Raw genomic sequence first — 17,716 nt, 5'->3', positions numbered from 1 at the left:
GCTTGATCGAAGATTTAAGCTTGAATAATGTGTAGAAAGTTTTTTAAAACAATCTGTTAACTAAAGAGTAAACTAAGGTTTTTATGCCTGTGCCTATTTACATTCTACATTAACTACCTAAAACCCCATTTTGCATTTCTCCTTGTTCTATACACGCGTTTTGTGCAATTAATATCAGCAATTAGTCGATCTATGATCAGTTTGACTGATATTAGCTTAACCGCGGCTTATTTTTGTTATCGACTATAAGCATGCTTCTATGATTATGCTATAATTTGACCTTGTTATAACCTTAGTTTTAGTGTTTGCTAGTTGCAATTTTTAATGTCTTAACGTGTTAGTTTATGATATTGTAGTAGATCTTAGTAAAGATACTAATCTAGTCTTATCAAAGAGATTAGCTAATAACGAGATTGCGTAATTAATTTAACGTGAGAATGTTTTATTTGCTACTATCTTTGTATCGATCAAATAACCTTTGGTTTTTTTGACGATTTAATGATCCATACGGCAAAATTTATCATTACGCCTTGGTATGGACATACTTTTTATCATTTACTTTTTTAGTTTATAGTTTGATAAGTGATAACGCAGTTGGCGCACACGTTATATGTGAACTTGTGATTTATTGACTTAGTTCATTAGAAGTATTAGCCTAATTTTAGGATTAATTGTATCGTCTGGGATTTTATCAAGAAAAATGATAGCACAGATATTCTGTATGAATAGCGATGTTATCTCTAGTGCACAGGTAATTGTGTAGTAAAGTTACAATAATGTCTGCCATGTTTAGGCAGAACAACAATTGCATTTTGCCATACTACTATTTGTTAATGATAGTATGTTTATTTGCCAATATTTATTAGTTATAAATAATCACTAAAATATTGGTGAATAGTCAATGCTCGTTTAAATTAAGGTGATTTTCTGGTCGTATATAGCTAAACAGTTTTAGTTAATATATAAACATACTGTTTATATCTATATCTGCACCGTAACTTTTAGTGCTTTTGCATCAGTTTTGCTACAGTAACAGACGTATTTTGTATTATGTTGAATAGGTTTTATTAAGTGTATTAAAATTCAGTATCAGCGCAAAATACCGAATTAATATAATAACTTTACGTCTCATATCGCTTATATTTTGCTTAAATTTTGTCACTGATTTTCTTACTTGTAAGGAAATATTCTTCCCGAGTAGCTGTGAGCAGTATAGTAAATTAAATTTAATATTTTAAATCTATTTTATATCGTATATTAAACACAATTTGGTACTAAAGTGCCAGCTATAGCGCTAATGATGGTCTAATGACGAGTATATAGTTTTGTGGTTTAATCATCGTAGATAGTTAAATAAAATAATATGGAAGCATTAGTTTTAATGCTCACACATCTTAAGAGAGATGTGTATATTGATGGTAAATTCTTCAATTTGCTGGTGAAGAAGGTGCTACATTCTACGAATTATTCGGAAATCATATTAATGCGGTAATTACCGCATTATTAATCCAGTATTTATACTGATAGATAAATACTATAATTATGCCTAAGAGTTAGGCCTTTGTGTTTATGAGTGAACTATACTATGGACTTAGGTACTTGCTAATAATTAATAGTTCTTACATGATTAAGTATTTGATTGCTGTCTATAGCAGTTATAAAATTTATTATCCATGTTTTTGATATTTAATGTTCACGTTATGGTTTTTGGTGTGAAATACAAGTTTGTTTCAGTATAAATAGTAATAATTTTAATTCGTCTTTATTTTTGATGATGTTATATGTTACATAAGTTCTGACACTACATTTGGGCATTTATATCTAAAATACATTAGATGTAAATGTGATCTACACTAAAATTTAAATTATTTATTAATGTTATAGGAAAACTACATTTTCATGAAAAATAAAGATAAATCTTCTCTAGCTATTTAGCTGATTTATTCCAGGTTATCTTTAGTTAACGGTAATAAATTTTATATTAACGTAAGCGATGATGCTTTTAGATTAGTTACTAACTATGCGAACATCTCTTATGATTACCCCAATGCAGAAGTAATGTATAAATTTATTAGAATTTTTCTACAACAAAGTTTTCATGTATCAATCCGTGGCATATGGCCTGCTATAATTAGCACTATCATGCGTGTATTGGTGTTATCTGATGTTATTATTTATTTAGTTACGCGATAATCGTACAACTTAGCTTTGATTTTCTCTTTTAGTTTACTTAGTTCTTCCCAGGTTATTTTATAGGTTGTTTGCAATAGCAGTTTTATGGTACTTTTAGTAAAGTTACATGTTTTTGTAATAGACTTCTTATTTTGTTCCCTATTTAGGAGGTCATTTGAGACTAAATAGAAAAATTCTGCTTTAGGAATTATTCTTAAAAGGCAATAATATGGTTTGTATTTATCCCATACATGGAGCAATTATATCACTTATGCTTGTAATTTTGTGAGGCATGTAGTCAGTTGGCAAATAAGGGTTTACAAGATAGCGGTATGTATAGTCAACTCACGACCTACTTTGAGTTAACTTGCGCAAGTGTATGTATTAGTCGGTCTAACTTACACTTTTATTACCCCTTTAAGGAATCAATCGCGCTTCAGTGATCGCTCCTCTTAGAAAAATAAACCTAGGTCGACTATCATGATCACGTTCTTATTCCGTGATAAATATTTCTTAGGACGAGTCAACTATTTCATGATGAGTTTAAGCAGTTTTAAGGTGTTGCAAGCACGTCAAATAACTTACGAGATCATATGTTTTTCTTAATTTCAATTACTTGTAATAGTGATATGTATATTCATTGCTACATGTACTGTTTAAAATGTAGTAAACATTGGCATTCATAGACAACGTGAATTCGGTGAATTCAATAAACCTGATAGGTTTATATTGCCTTACTTTCATTATGACACTACAAGTAAGTATGGAATTAGATCTTGTTCCGTAAACAAGCTACGAAGCTTATTGTTTAGAATCTTAATGTAAATATTAGGTTACGGTAATTTTTTGCACAGTTTAATAAGAGATCGACAAATGAATTTGGCAGGAAGAGATCATTTGTTGCACGCTAAAACCAAGCATTAATAATTATTTGGTATTTTACGTACAGTTTTTTAGAACGGCGCCAAGATTTTTTCTTGACTAAGGTGAAATTCATTACTATCGACTTTAGTAAATGAAGAGGAAAGTATCAAAAGAGATATGTTCTGACAAGTTGTTATTGCTAAATTTATTGCATATTGGCTGCGTAAGCTAGCCTTCCTTATCCAGCAGCTACAGCTAAGATATACTAATTACAGCACAAATTAGACCAAATAATACAAGGCCACCAGCATGAACGGTATCACATTGCCGTCAAACATTGCTTCGCTGAAATAGCTTTTATAATTTTAATAAGATCTTCAATCTTGACATAGATTGACATATAGCCCGTTCCTGACCGATATACGAAAATATTGATGCTTTTATTATAGTTATACTCAAATTGGTCTTGAGTTGTTGATCATGAGTGACAATATGAAATGCTATTCATCACCTATTCATTGATGTATTTATTTGGTATACTAAAAGATAGTGCAATTCATCTCTGTTTAGTTATCTTGCTTATTTATAATTTAATTGGCTTTCATCAGATTCTTTAGGAAAAGTGATCGCACTTAGTTTTCCTGATGAATGATGAGAATAGAATAAGAGTTCGTTGCAATGTATAACATGATATATTATGTAATATGCCTTGACTTTCTAATAAGTATAATGTAAACATATATGAATAGACGTGATAGATTAAATCTTGTAATAATTATATTTAATTATTGTTAAAATAAATTAATTATTTTATAAAGTAATTTCCGTTACGTGATACAATAAGCTAACTCTATAAGAGTTTTATTCCAGATGAATACTTCTATTTCAGTACTTATGTATTTATAAAATAATGTGATGAAGTATAATGTGATTATATTATACTGTAAAGTAGTTTTATTTTCTTTACCACCTTTGACAGTATTGTAGCCAGAAGCATTGTTCTAGCTAACTAAAAGAGTGAGTTAGGTTGCATTTATTTAGTAAATGCACGGGAAGATATTGCTAAGTCTATATAATTTTAATGTTACGGTTATGGCTTGGCCTTACCTTAGGATTATTACCCACAACGGGTAATAATGGTTATCTACGAGTGAAAAGCAAGATAAGTAGTCTATGATTTTTCTATTATTTCTTTTGCATCAAATGTCGTTATGTTCTTCACAAATCGGTTGGAAAATGATCGTAAATTCCGTGTTTTTCTACAAGGAAATTCTGTCCTGTTTTTAATAGATAATTTATTTTATAATAATACATTACATAAAAACAAAAATTAGAAACATCTTGATACCTCTTGTAGAGATTTTGTTTAGTCAGATAGGAATATAGCGTGATTTCTCTTCTATGAGTGTTTATATTAATAACTTAATAATATTAAGTTATTTGCTCTACAGGGAAACTATATTTTGTTAAAATTTTGACTTTTTGTAAAAGATGAATATTTATTTTTTGTAGTTACTTTATATAAAGTGAATGTAGTGACCGAAGTATTTTACCATAAACGTATATCTTCTCTGTATGAGCAAAAGCACGCTAATATTAAGCAACATTTTATGAATTGCATAATCAAAAGGTATAAGTTTATTGTAGCGATCATGTCGGCTGTGGTAGCAGCTAAATGCTAATATTTATTTAAAGTATGAGGTTATGTACTTAAATGGTGATTTTATTTTTATAAGGTATGATGTGCAAAAGTAATTTGATATTAATAATAGTTACGATTATAATATTTAAGACAAAAGATCTGTGGTGTGTAAAAAGAAAGTAGCGTATCTTATCGAAATAAGAGTGATTAATTTTAGTAAATTCATTAAAATAATAATTGTTTATTATTACATGTACGGTATGGGACATATATTGTTTCTGGCTAAATTAATTAATAAATAAAATAAGCAATCGTGTTATAACTAACATATTTATTTTAAATTTATACAACATATTAATGTTATCACCTTACTGTATTAAGAGTTAAATTACTTACATTAACATCACATTAATTTGTAGTATTTACTTACTCAATACATTATAGTATGACGATCTAAGATATATGAGTCTGACCAATTTTAATTAAGTATCAGTTATTACTAACAAGTATATTGGCGTATGCAGAGATATTATGATCGCCTTTAGAATATTTATCCCTTGTTTATAATTATTTGCACTCTTCTTGATCAGAATTATATATTTTTACTTCAATATTCAGTGAAGTTTTATTAGTTAATTAAATTGCGACTGTAAGTTATTTAGCGTTTTCATTCAAGTACTTTCACGCGGTAGTCTTGATATTCGTGCTGGAATAAGCACATTCTCAGCGTATTGTGGTATTGGCCGTTAATGAAAAATTCTTTTAGTAAAATCCCTTCCTGCTTAAAACCTAATTTAGTATAAATGTGTATAGCTTTGGTGTTATTTTCATCAACGATTAAGTATAGCTTATGCAGATTAAGCACCATAAAGCCAAAATTTATCGCTAAATGAGTTGCTATACTAGCATAGCCTTTGCCTTGATGCTCTGGTACTATTAGAATAGAAAATTCGGAGCGACGGTGAATATAATCGATGTCTACTAATTCTACCAGACCAATGCTGATGCCCTGTTTGTCAACAATAAACCGCCTTTCGCTGATATTGTGAATATTTTTTTTATAAAGATCTTTTAATTCCATATAAGCTTCGTATGGTTCTTCAAACCAATAGCGCATCATTATTTCATTATTATTAAGCTGATGAATAAAGTGTAGATCTTCACGTTCTAATGGTCGTAGCTTAATATGATGATCTGCTGAAATTTGGTTATTTTTTTTCATTAACGTACTCTCCACTTTTTGTGTGAAACATAATGAGACAGGTTAATGATAGGCAGTTTTGGAGAATATATTCATGATTAAAACGCCTCCAATAATCATGATTATACCACATATTGCCACTACATCTAATTTTTGCCCATATAAGAGATAGCCTACGATGGCAACAAAAACAATGCCTAGACCAGACCAGCTCGCATAAGCGATACCAACAGGTATAGTTTTAAGCACCAGCGATAACAGCATAAACGAAATGGTATAGCCTATTATTACTACGATAGAAGGCACTAGTTTACTAAAACCAGCTGAAGCTTTGATAGATGAAGTAGCAATAACTTCTGCAATGATAGCAAAAAATAAATAGAGATAAGCCATATTATGATTATAAATAAAATAAATAATTATTAATGTTAACACTTTTTTTGCTTGAAAAAATACTTGAGCAGTGACCTATTTCGCAAGCTAAATAATAGTTGATATTGATCTAAAGAAAACTTATCATAGCTAAAGTATTAGGAAGCAAACCATTTTTTAATGTATTGACCTGAGAAGTTAATATAGTAATATTTGTTAATGCTAGGCAAAAAATAATACTTTAATATTATTTATTAACAAATAATTGTCACCCAAGTAATAGTCAGTTACCTATATTTTTACTTATGATTATCATCACTACCATTTATTGTTTTCTGTATTGCTAAATCTCTATAAAACATGTTAGAACCGTAGAGTCTTTTATTAGTACTTAGTTTTATCGCCCAAGGTTGCCACCCTAGTTAATCTATTAGCAATGTTTATTGTAAAATGCAACCATAGAGATGGTGGGGTTTATACAACACCTATCCTTACATTAATAGGATAGCCTATTGTAAAACGGTGGATCATCAATATCGCTATGTAGGGATAGCTTACCCTCTAGATTCGTCACTTATGGTTATAAGCATATACGGATCCGCTAGTCAATAAATCTGGTAAAATTTTGGTCAATGGTAACTAACGTTTTCCTGAATATAATTATGTAAAAAGTTATTAAATGGTTTATAACACGTTTCTCAAACACTTTTAGGGAGCGCGTTTTTAGACTCACCGCCTTTACGGTGGTGAAAATATATAACTTGATTAGAAATCACTAACACATCGATGGCGCTAGTTAAAATTTATTGGCAACATTAAAACACGCTTCATAAATCGCCTCATTTATGAAGCGAGGCAAGGCGTATCGCGCTTCAAAAAACGTAAGCTGAGTTTTGTGTTTTTGTTATTCTAGATATCTCTGCTAGTTTCCCTCTACTGAAGATGTAGTTCCTAATTCGCGGGGTCCTCAGAACAAGCCTATTTTATTGCTGTGCTTAAAATGATAATTTTGAGCAAAAAAGAAATCATAAATTATTATGGGTAATGAGTATTATGCATTTTTTAGATAATTATGGTCAGGATAAAAAAGAAACATACAACCCTCTTCATTAAAGATTACCGATTATGAATATGACAACGCAGAATATTACGTTAGCACACAAAAGCGATTCAGTGCAACAACTTATCTCTGCCATGTTTTGCTAATAACTGTGATTAACAATCAATTTTATGTAGCGCTAAACTAGGCAAACATTTTTTGTCCGGCAATAAGTTTTATTGCACTACTTTTACATTGACTTTACTATTGTTTCTATTGTTTTAACGTGAAATAGGCTTGTTTGTCTTACGATCATAGATCTGCCTTTGAAGCTGATCTATTTTAGGATGTTTATCTTGTAAATTTATAACGTGCCATCATACGGCGTTCGAAATGCAGTTTATCCATCAGCTTATCCGAAATTTTTTAGCGTCCAGAGTAATAGTGATTGAGTTTCATCTATTTGGCCATAAGATTGATGTTATGATTCTTTGTTATTGTTGCTGACGGTTTTTTATTTATTGTGTCGTAGAAATGGCTATTTTGGGTGTGGTTGTGGGAAAATAGTTTAGCTAATTTTGTGCTATTCATTTTGTGTTTACTGTATTATTTTGCCTGTTTTGAGACAAAACAAGCGGGATATCATTATTTTTCTGTCATTGTTCGCCAAGCTGTTTGCTTAATAAAAAGTGCATGGTACTCGTATTAATTTATCGGCTATATTGCCGACAGACTTTTAATAACGATTAGTTTTTTCTGGCATCGCATTGAGCTATGATTCGACATGTAAGGTCTTTTTGCTTAGAAATATATCATCGTATGATGACCCCACTGTTTGTCTCCAGTGGTATAATATTATTCATTATAATATGCGTTATTGCAACATAGGCGGCGAGAAATCTTCAGGATTATACTGGGCATTAGAGTCTAATGCGTATCTATCTTTATAATGATAAATTAAAGATCTTTTCTTCAATAATTAATGAGTGAATAATGTCGTAAATCCATCTTAATAGATGAATCATAATAATTTTATGACTGTGTGAAATCATAATAATTAAATGGTCTATTTTGGCTTTTTAGACTAAAATATAAATATTAATAGAATTTTGCGGCGGATGATATCGTGATTTTCATCTCTAGAGATGAAGTTTCGTTGATGTACATTTGCTACTAGCTGATTTGCAACTTTGCTGGTGCATATGTTAATTTGACTAGTTAATTGTGCTAAATGCTTGAACTAAATATCGCTGCTATCGACGACCGGTTAAGAAGTTTTATTTTCTGAGGAAATGTTATTGGCTGCAGATAAGACGTGTGGCTATAAGTGCGATGAAATGTTGGTCTAATAAATACTGCAGCGAATTTTTGGCTTCAAGTACGATTTAAAACTCACTAGCCAAAGCTTTTTACCTAATCTAACAGATGGACGGTAGCGGTCAATTTATTTATGTAAGCAATAGGCGCTATAAGCTTCTGTGTATTGTTAGTAGGTTACTATAACCAGAGAAGTACAGTGGCAAGACAAGTTTCATAGTTTAATAAATGCAGCGCTATCAACATTACCTGCTGTCATATTTTCAAGCTTCCGATTTGTGTTGTTACCGGCTACGTCAGGTTACGACGTAGATTTAGTTTATAATCCTTGTATAAGGTCGCTAAGCTGCAGCTGTGCGACAGCAGACATCTCTTGTGTCATAATATAAAAAGAAAAGCTTTCTAGCGGCTATTGTATGCACCAGGGACTAAATAAAGTGCTTAGATAGACGATTTATCGCCGTTGTTAGATGCTTTGTGGTAGGTGTAATTACTAAGCTTCTGACAGTTATAGAGCTGGTTTCATCAATTTGGGTATGAGGTGTTATGTTTTTTCTCGTTGCTAGATACATAATCAGGATTTACCAATACCCTTTTGTATTTAGTACGCGTGCCTGTAATTAGTTGCGTATTTAATTAAATTTCTGGATTGTAGATGCGAATGAGGTTTATCAATTTAATAAGATTTTTGATATTCTGCTGGTTTGAGGCTAATTATTTCAACTCTCATGCGTTTTACCTGTCTTTATGTTCCCTTATCGACTTGCAATTGGTTGCTATCTGCGAATACTGCGTCTTTTGTAGCTTATTTTAATTCGAAATTTATGCTAAATGGTTGTTCTAATAGATAATTCGATAACTTTAAATTAGATTTACGTTATTGTTAATTATCTGCGCTATTGCTGCAATAAGAAGAAATTGGCTTTTAGTTTGACTCTAATGACGTCTATCTGTCAGCGGATTGGATCGACGTAGTGTTTGTGATTACCTATGCTGATGGTAAAGTAATGTTGTTACTTCTTTATTTTATTAGCTTTAGTATTTTATGCACAAATGGTTAAAGATTTTCTTATTGGTTTTAGCGCCGCTAAAACTTCTATAGATTTACTACACAGGTTATTAAAAAGTTACAGTAAAGTGTATCTGCAATCGCTTCTAGAGCATTAGTTCATTTAAGATTATGAGACACACGAGTATTGTTGTTTTGTGCGAAGATATCAGTGTAGTTCCATCATGTCATAGCCGTTATTTATAATAGGTCTACACGTTATTTTATAATTGTTGTCATAAAAGATTTGGCGTTGCAATGCATACCCCAGCGCCTATGCAACAGCATTTCTATCTACTTTATATGAAATCTAGTAAGATAAAAATCAACTGTTCACAACATATATCTATCTCTGTTTGCGGTCTGTCTCTACCATATTCACCGATAGCTACGAATAAGGTTAATGTAAAATCCGTATCTATTTCAACGCATTTATCAATCTTATAAAATGTTCCAGGATTTTCTGGTCGTAACAAGCGACAGTATCTTGCTAAATATTATGGAAAATATAGAGGATCGTGGTTTTGACCTGCTCTACCTTATATTAAGGAATAGCATATTATTTGTTGTAGACGATAGAAAGCAGTGATTGCTGAGCTGAGTAATAATTAAAATAAAGTTTATATAAATCTGATAAGTGAGCTAAATCAATATATTTTAGAGATTAATATGTACGGAAGTCTTTACATAAACCAGATGTGCCAAACTACCAGTTAAGTTGCTACCGGTTATTATGACACGACGGTAGATGTATACGTTATGTTATGTTTTGAGTAGTAGCAAACTTATTTTGCTAACGTTAAAGTGAAAATTAGTGCGACGTAGGCGGACTGAGCGTATAAGCACAGCTATCTTTTCCAGTACGTAAATATTACATTATACAACTATATAATAGTTGGCATTTTTCCAATATAAAGCAGTATCATATCGCATGGTCATTGTTAAAAGCATAAAAATAAGTAAAGAAAGTCGATCGGTACGAAAAGATAAAGAATTCATTCGGCAACTAATTATTTATGCATAAATAATAATTTATTTTGTTATTACAAAAATAAACAGAGCTTTTAGCGCATGGAAGTATTAAATAACATCATAAGAATATTTTTGTGTAAACAGCAAAATTGCTGCATCTAGAATATTTATTCTTTGTCATGAAAAATTATTTTATGCTTTATTCCATAAGTTGCTTACTCCTTACAAAAGGATGAATTGTTCTTCGAACGAAGGTGGTAGCAAAAAAAAGAAAACAAGTAATAACTGAAAAGTTAACAAGCTGAGCTTTTTACAAATAGAATTAACGCAATCAAAATTACTTCAAGGAATTTGCAAAATTATGTGTCAATAAAAGTAATCATTTCTTCATAACGAAATGTAATTTATGAGTTAAATATTGCTTAATAAGCGAATGATTTAAGTATCACTTAAATTTAGTAATTTGTAAATCAAACAGCATATTGGTAGTATACATGATATGTAGCATTTAATAAAATTTATCATAGAACACTATTAAATTGACTGACTGCAGTCAGGTAATGTGATTGTTTTTTTAAATAAAGAAAGGAATAAGATTAGACTGACTTCTATATTTTTTAAAATAAAATGGCATTTTATATTTATTTCTATCTAGTTATTTATCTTTGATAATCGACGGGTATACTTTAAATGAATAAATTTTAGTTAAACTTTAGCATAAAATGATGCACTCCAGTTTTTATTATTTTTTTTGGAAATTATAAATAGTGCATAATGCGTTTAAAACTCATTTCATACAAAATAAATATAGTTTTTTATTGTTACACTAGGTTTGTGTCAAGATAGTTAACCTCTTTTGTCAATTATATTTCATGTGTCTAAAGCTTCATGCTCTAGATGTTACAATGCTTTTCTTTACTAATTACAGTACAGCCTTGTAGGCTAACTAAGCCAGGCGGATCTTGCATTTTTGTTTTTGCTGCTTCATGTGCTGATTTATGTCGTGCGAGTATCAGCAGTTTTTGTTTTTGTATCTCTGATCTGGTATTTTATCCTTCATGCCAACCATGTTGGTGCTATTTTGTTGTCTTAAGCGACATAATTTCCCCGAAAAATCGCATTTTTTCCAGCGTAACTAAGACTTTTACTCGCCCGCCAGTGACGTTTATTATTGAAGAGTCCTTAGAAATGATTCAACAGAAGCGTTTTGATTGCTCAACTGATGAGAATGTACGATGGCACATTATATTTTCAGTGCAGTACGCTTTACCTGCAGTACCAAATCCTAGATCGGCTATTTATTACCCTCATGTCAGTATTAATAGTTTCTTCAGGAATTACTTGTGTAGCACTATACGAGTCAGAAATTTTACTACATTTGCATTTTAAGAGAATAAACTGTATGATGAATTATGTTAGTAACAAGTTAACCTTATTAAGGAAAATTAATTGCCTGATACCATCAGCAAGTCTAGCTAGGGAATACCATACGTTCATCATAGTTAATTAGTGCTAGCGCTTTCCAGATTATCGATAGTTTTAGGTTTCCGTTATTCACACTAGCAAATCTTGACTCTTAGCCGATGGCTATACGCTACTGCCGCTTCAAGACGGATTGTATTTCGGTACTGACCGGATGTTTTAGTTTATGAATTATCAGGTTCGTATGGGGCAACATTGCCTCGTTTTGATCGCTTACTTATTTCTCTTCCTAGGCTTATTTTGTACATCCTAACTCCGATGGTTACTATGGCTTATAGCAACATATTGATCGATCGGTAATCTGTTAAGCAGTACCTGTCATTCGTTTCGCTTATTTAGTAAAATAAACTTTATTTTTATCAATAGCGGAGTGTCTTATGTCAACGCTGCATTATTTCTAGTTTTTATAAATATAAAACTATTGAATTTATAGTTGATATTTTATCACAGCTTTCTAGCAGGCTGTGCTGCATAATTTTTTCTACTGCTATACTTACCTCAAAATAGAAGTAGATTCTGACGGTGACAGTATGATTAGCGAAGATCATGACTAGAAGTACTACTTTCTTAGCAAGAACGTTAAAGTATGCTGGTTTCAACTATATTTTTTGCGGTAGTTTATCACTTGATTTCTAATCCTAATGTTGGCTACAAAGTGTAGTGTGAGAACACCGAGTTTAAAACATATTGTTCAGATCCTTGTAAATGAGCTATTTGAAAAACTGACTGTTAATTTCAGGGATATCATTCTGTTAATTACTGACGTTTAGCGTTTTGGATGAATTGGTTTTCATTCATATCGTTCCTGTGCTCGATTGATTTTATTTAAAAGTGACTAGGCTATCTTACAGAAAGATAGGCGATTGTTTCTTGTATAAACACTAGGCGTTACCAGGTTTGTTTTATCTATCAAAACAAAATCATGTAGCCTATTTAATAAACAACTTTCAGTCAATTACATGCACATTCAAGTTTTTATTAACTTAATTATCAAGATGTATATGTTTGTAACAGTGTTTGTCTTTTGTTTTGTGCAACTTAACAAAAACAGATAGTTCATTAATGGAAAATTATATTTTTTAAAAAAGACTTATTTCTCCTAATGTGTTGTGATATGTTACATAGAGTTGTCGTTTTGTGGTGTGACTTAATAAGTCTATTTACGCTATTTAGCAAAATATAGTGTATGTCTTGAATTTATTATGCGAATAACGTTTAGCTTGATGAACTTGCGTGATTAGTTGAATTTCACGCTAATCCCCTTGTAGAAGGAATTAAAGAATATTTTCTAAAAATGATAACTGAACGTTGCTGCATATCGATATACTGGTTGAGGCATTGCAATTTTGTTTAGAGAGCTTCAAAAATTATGATGCTTGTATGCAACTAGAATAGCAAGAGTACCTTAGTGCAATTGATCGTATGAAGAATTATTTAATGGTCTGTTATCATGCAAAACAGAAAGTAGGAAATTATTGATATCAAAAAACTGGTTACAAACCTCAGTACCACGATTAATCTTGATACTGAGGTTTGTAACCAGTTGACTATAAATATAAAATGATTGATGTTTTTAGAGTAAAAACAGAGTAGGGTGCAATTGTACGACGGTGAGTAGCGCAGGCTGGTAGCGCAATACGTTCGGGACGTATAGGTCAGAGGTTCAAATCCTCTCTCACCGACCAAACGGCTGCCATAGAATAAGGCGATTAATGACACATAATCGTGTAAAAGTTAATTAACATAACATGGAAACCACAACCTACCCGATTATTTACAATCGGTTGCACTGATTTGTGGGGGCACTACCTCATCTTCGCTATGGGGTTAATAACTATGGTTGTAATACCTACCCTATAGTATTATAATTAGCAGATATTATTTAATACGTCTTCGTTAGCCTGCTCGTTTTAAAGATTCTTCAACTTTAGCCTTATGACCACATAACTAGGGCTTAGAATTATTCTTCTAGAAGTTACCTTGATTGATGATACTTGGCATGATTCTTATAGCGTTATAGTGACTGCCGATATTTACTGCGGTTTAAATAATAACTCCCAGGCCCACCTACAGCTTTATTGGCTAGTCTTAACCTACTTAACGATTATTACCAAATATATTTAGTACCGTTTCAGATAATACCAAAATTTCCCTCATTCATATATTAGTGATGGCGCTACCCTACATATTAACTTTAGCTATATCACTGATAATTGACGATTAAGAAAATTCAACATGCTAATCTGTATTCTTTGCGTCTTCTTTATATTTATGAGTAGTTAATTTATTAGAGCAACCTATTATTAGTTATTAGCTAATCAGTTAGCCCAGTGGTTATAGTGACGATGAAAGTTATGCTGTTTAGCAGCATCGTAGCCCTCTCTAGAGTTTTCAAACTTCTTTTACTAAACTGTGCGTCATTATACGTAGTATAGTAAACGTATCGGCGTAGGTTGTTAATTATCAATAGCCGTTTAGTGAGCCCTACATTAATCATGCCTTTAGTTTTTGAGTTTGTATCTTGCATTTTATGGTTTGGTATTTCCTCATTTATAATTTTTGTATTCAATATATCTATTAATTAATAGCAATTCTGCTAACGTTTTTTCTGCTTATTGCCATCTGAATAGCAGGTGGTTTCAACTGGATGGTTAGTAGCCGTAAAGTTAGATTTTATATCTTTAATTACATATTCATTAGGATAATTGTCATTGACAGTTAGCGCGGCTATTCCAAGCCTAAATACAACAAAAACTGTTTCGCGCATTTACTACGGTAAAAGTTTCTTTATGTCACTACAAAGTTGACAAGATAAGCTAATATAGCTTATTGATCAAGAGTCGCGATGAATATAATGCAGATTTTTATATTTTGTAAGTTTTCGCCAAGTATCATACATAGATGAAAAAAATTGAAAAAATATCGAAAAGAAATTTAACATATTACAATTTTCTATCATCACACGGGGAGTGAATGAGAACGATAATCTTATTTAATTATCTTTTACGAAAATATAGTGCTAAGAAGTTGACGTGTGAATTCCTGTAGTTAGAGATAATAACTATATGAATAATATTCAGCTCATTAAGCTTACTTAGATACCTGGTATTTACTAAGATGATTTAACTTGCTAGTTTTGGTGACAAAGCAATATTTCATTTAGAAATGGTAAATAAAATTCACGAAGCATCAGAACGTAACTTAGCATAACTTCCATACAATATATTTACTCACGATGCTATTGTTCTAATCATTGCTCATCAATTATAAATCAGCGTGTTGAGCATTAAAATTAGACGCAATGCAGCCATAAAATAAGCAGGTTTGTTTGATACCATCTTGTTATGCTTCGCTTCTTTTGTCTTATTTTAGTATATGATTCATATCATAAGCATATCGTTAAAAGATATGTGAGTATTAGGGCGTTATTTAACTAATTGTTAGTCTCGATGTGTCTTGTACTACGTTTTTGCTAAGCATCGCCAACGATATTATTATAATGCTGATCGCAACCTGGATTAACAATGTTAATATTAAATTTGTTAATGGGAAAACTATGATATGGTATTATTATAATTTTGCTAATTTTATTCTTAGGTTTTTTACTGCATATTGTACGAATAGTTAAAGAAGCTTATTTTTTGACTGATATTTTTACTTTATTTGTACTAATAATGATCTGGTTCTAGTTATCAAACAGTAGTGGGAACAAGAAGATAAACTACATAAGTTTACTGTCAACTTATGTATAGTGTTTACATTGTTCTTGCTGTGAGTCTTAATGCTGCGATTAAGAAAACCGAAATTAACTTTTCATTTTTATCCTATAATAATCACAGCCGGTTGGTTATTAGTAAATTCCATTATTTTGATTTTTCTTTTATTATAAATTCAATTCTTTTGCAACCGGTCTTTAATATAACTGCTGACAAAATATATTGTCAAAATTAATCTTATAGATATCAATATTTGCAGTTTTAGGCGTGACAATTTTGTCATGAATCATCTTATGTAAGACTCGCTACTCACTCAGGTACTGCTATTTCTATGGGAAATTTGCATGCATATCGCTGCAATAAAATAAACAGAGAATTCTCTACTTTAGTAGACTAGTATCGTTGCTGATGAGGGGTTATGCAGCATTTTACTGAATGGGAGATATGTGATATCTAACGTCACTATTTTAAAGGTGACCGATATGTCAAAACAATAGTATTTATCACTGTTATTGACGAAGCGGTACTTTCTGTCTATTTGCTATTCGCAATAATTATGTGATCGATAATTTCTTTATAGCTAAAGGTCGTTAAATGTAGAGCACATTTTTCAATATAAAATAGATAAGAATTTTATAGATGCTAAATATTTCTAAAATCTTTTATTAGGATTTCTATAAATATTAATTTATAGAAATTAATTTCTTTTTAGATCAATTTAAAATTACTTAGGCTCTTTTTGTGTGTTTTATAACAGCGGAAATTAAAATACCAGAAGTTTTCTTGAGGTAATAAAATTGTTAATGAAAATTAAGGTGCTAAATATGATTAAATCTTTTAGGTATATACTATTATTAACCCCAATCAGAATATCCATAACCATATTAAATTTTATCACCTTATTTATAGTAACCATCCCGGTCAATTAATTATTAATGGCGTTAAACGCATGAGTAAAACCCTTTTGCTTTCTCAGTGTTAAAAAGATTTTACCTAGTGACAAAAAGCGCTAGGTCTATGGTTTGTGTTGTAATACCTAAGTGAAACTGAGTGCACCAAGCATATTAGCGAATAAAATAGTTTGATGATCATCTAATTAGTATTAGCGCGCTGTGCGCTATCAGTAAACCATTTGGCGTTGATGATAGCGTCCCGGCGGGCATGCTCTGGCATGCTTGATATTGATAAAATATAGTCGACGTAATTTTGTTTCCCGCTGCCGTCAGCGTCTTTTATACGGAAATCATTTTACGACGTGATCTTCAACGTTCACCTTCATGCGCAGAGGCTAATCTAGTCTATAAAACTTAAACGATCACCCTCAAAGATTACTGTAATATAATCCTAACCCATCATGGTTTATCTACCATAAAAACTACAATGAGATAAAAATTATTTTTAACGATATTGAGATTTTGTAATATTGTATTACTGAATTTAAGGTTGCCACAATTTAGTAAAATTTTAAAACTATCTTTACTATTTTGTATCTTCGCTTTTTGCAGTAATATAAAAGGTAACTATAGTAAAATATATGTTTATAGCGATTGCTGTTATTTGTTTTGATTAATTTAATTGTTATGTGCATGAACATGACTCTAAGCCGGAAATTTATCAGTTATTTTGCGCGGCGTGAAACGTATAAGAGCCTTAGTAATTATTTTCAATAATTATTCGATCATATTTGGTTATGCAATCGCATACGGATTGTTCATGAGAGACATTTTAGTAGGATGTTTGCAACGATGCAAACAGAAAAAATATTATGTAGTTTGTCGCCTACATTTATTAAACTTATTCTTTTAATTAAGAATTTTTAATTAAAACCACTGTTACGTTAACGTATTGTAGGGTTCTAAAAAATTAACTCTCTTTATTTTACTAATAGAAA

At 31.1% G+C, this 17,716-nt stretch carries 2 protein-coding genes and 1 tRNA gene; 1 reads left to right on the top strand and 2 read right to left on the bottom strand.

Translation table 11 applies throughout. The features are described from left to right. Positions 1–5,345: 5,345 nt before the first annotated feature. Positions 5,346–5,900, bottom strand: coding sequence for a spermidine N1-acetyltransferase (gene speG, locus HBA_RS03025; RefSeq protein WP_097032531.1), 555 nt, complete (start codon positions 5,898–5,900; stop codon positions 5,346–5,348). Positions 5,901–5,942: 42 nt separating this feature from the next. Next, complete coding sequence (locus tag HBA_RS03020) at positions 5,943–6,272, bottom strand: DMT family transporter (RefSeq protein WP_097032630.1); 330 nt, start codon at positions 6,270–6,272, stop codon at positions 5,943–5,945. 7,445 nt (positions 6,273–13,717) lie between these two features. Here HBA_RS03020 and HBA_RS03015 point away from each other — a divergent pair. Beyond that, positions 13,718–13,794, top strand: a tRNA-Pro gene (locus HBA_RS03015). Positions 13,795–17,716 lie beyond the last annotated feature (3,922 nt).

The organism is Sodalis endosymbiont of Henestaris halophilus (assembly GCF_900161835.1).
Classification (GTDB): Bacteria; Pseudomonadota; Gammaproteobacteria; order Enterobacterales; family Enterobacteriaceae.
Note: the sequence above shows the minus strand (reverse complement) of the source record. Positions and strands in the feature narration are given on the sequence as shown.

What these genes read in the sequence shown, in the direction of transcription:
- speG (WP_097032531.1), bottom strand. Translation starts at nt 5,900, where the DNA reads ATGAAAAAAAATAACCAAATTTCAGCAGATCATCATATTAAGCTACGA.
- HBA_RS03020 (WP_097032630.1), bottom strand. Translation starts at nt 6,272, where the DNA reads ATGGCTTATCTCTATTTATTTTTTGCTATCATTGCAGAAGTTATTGCT.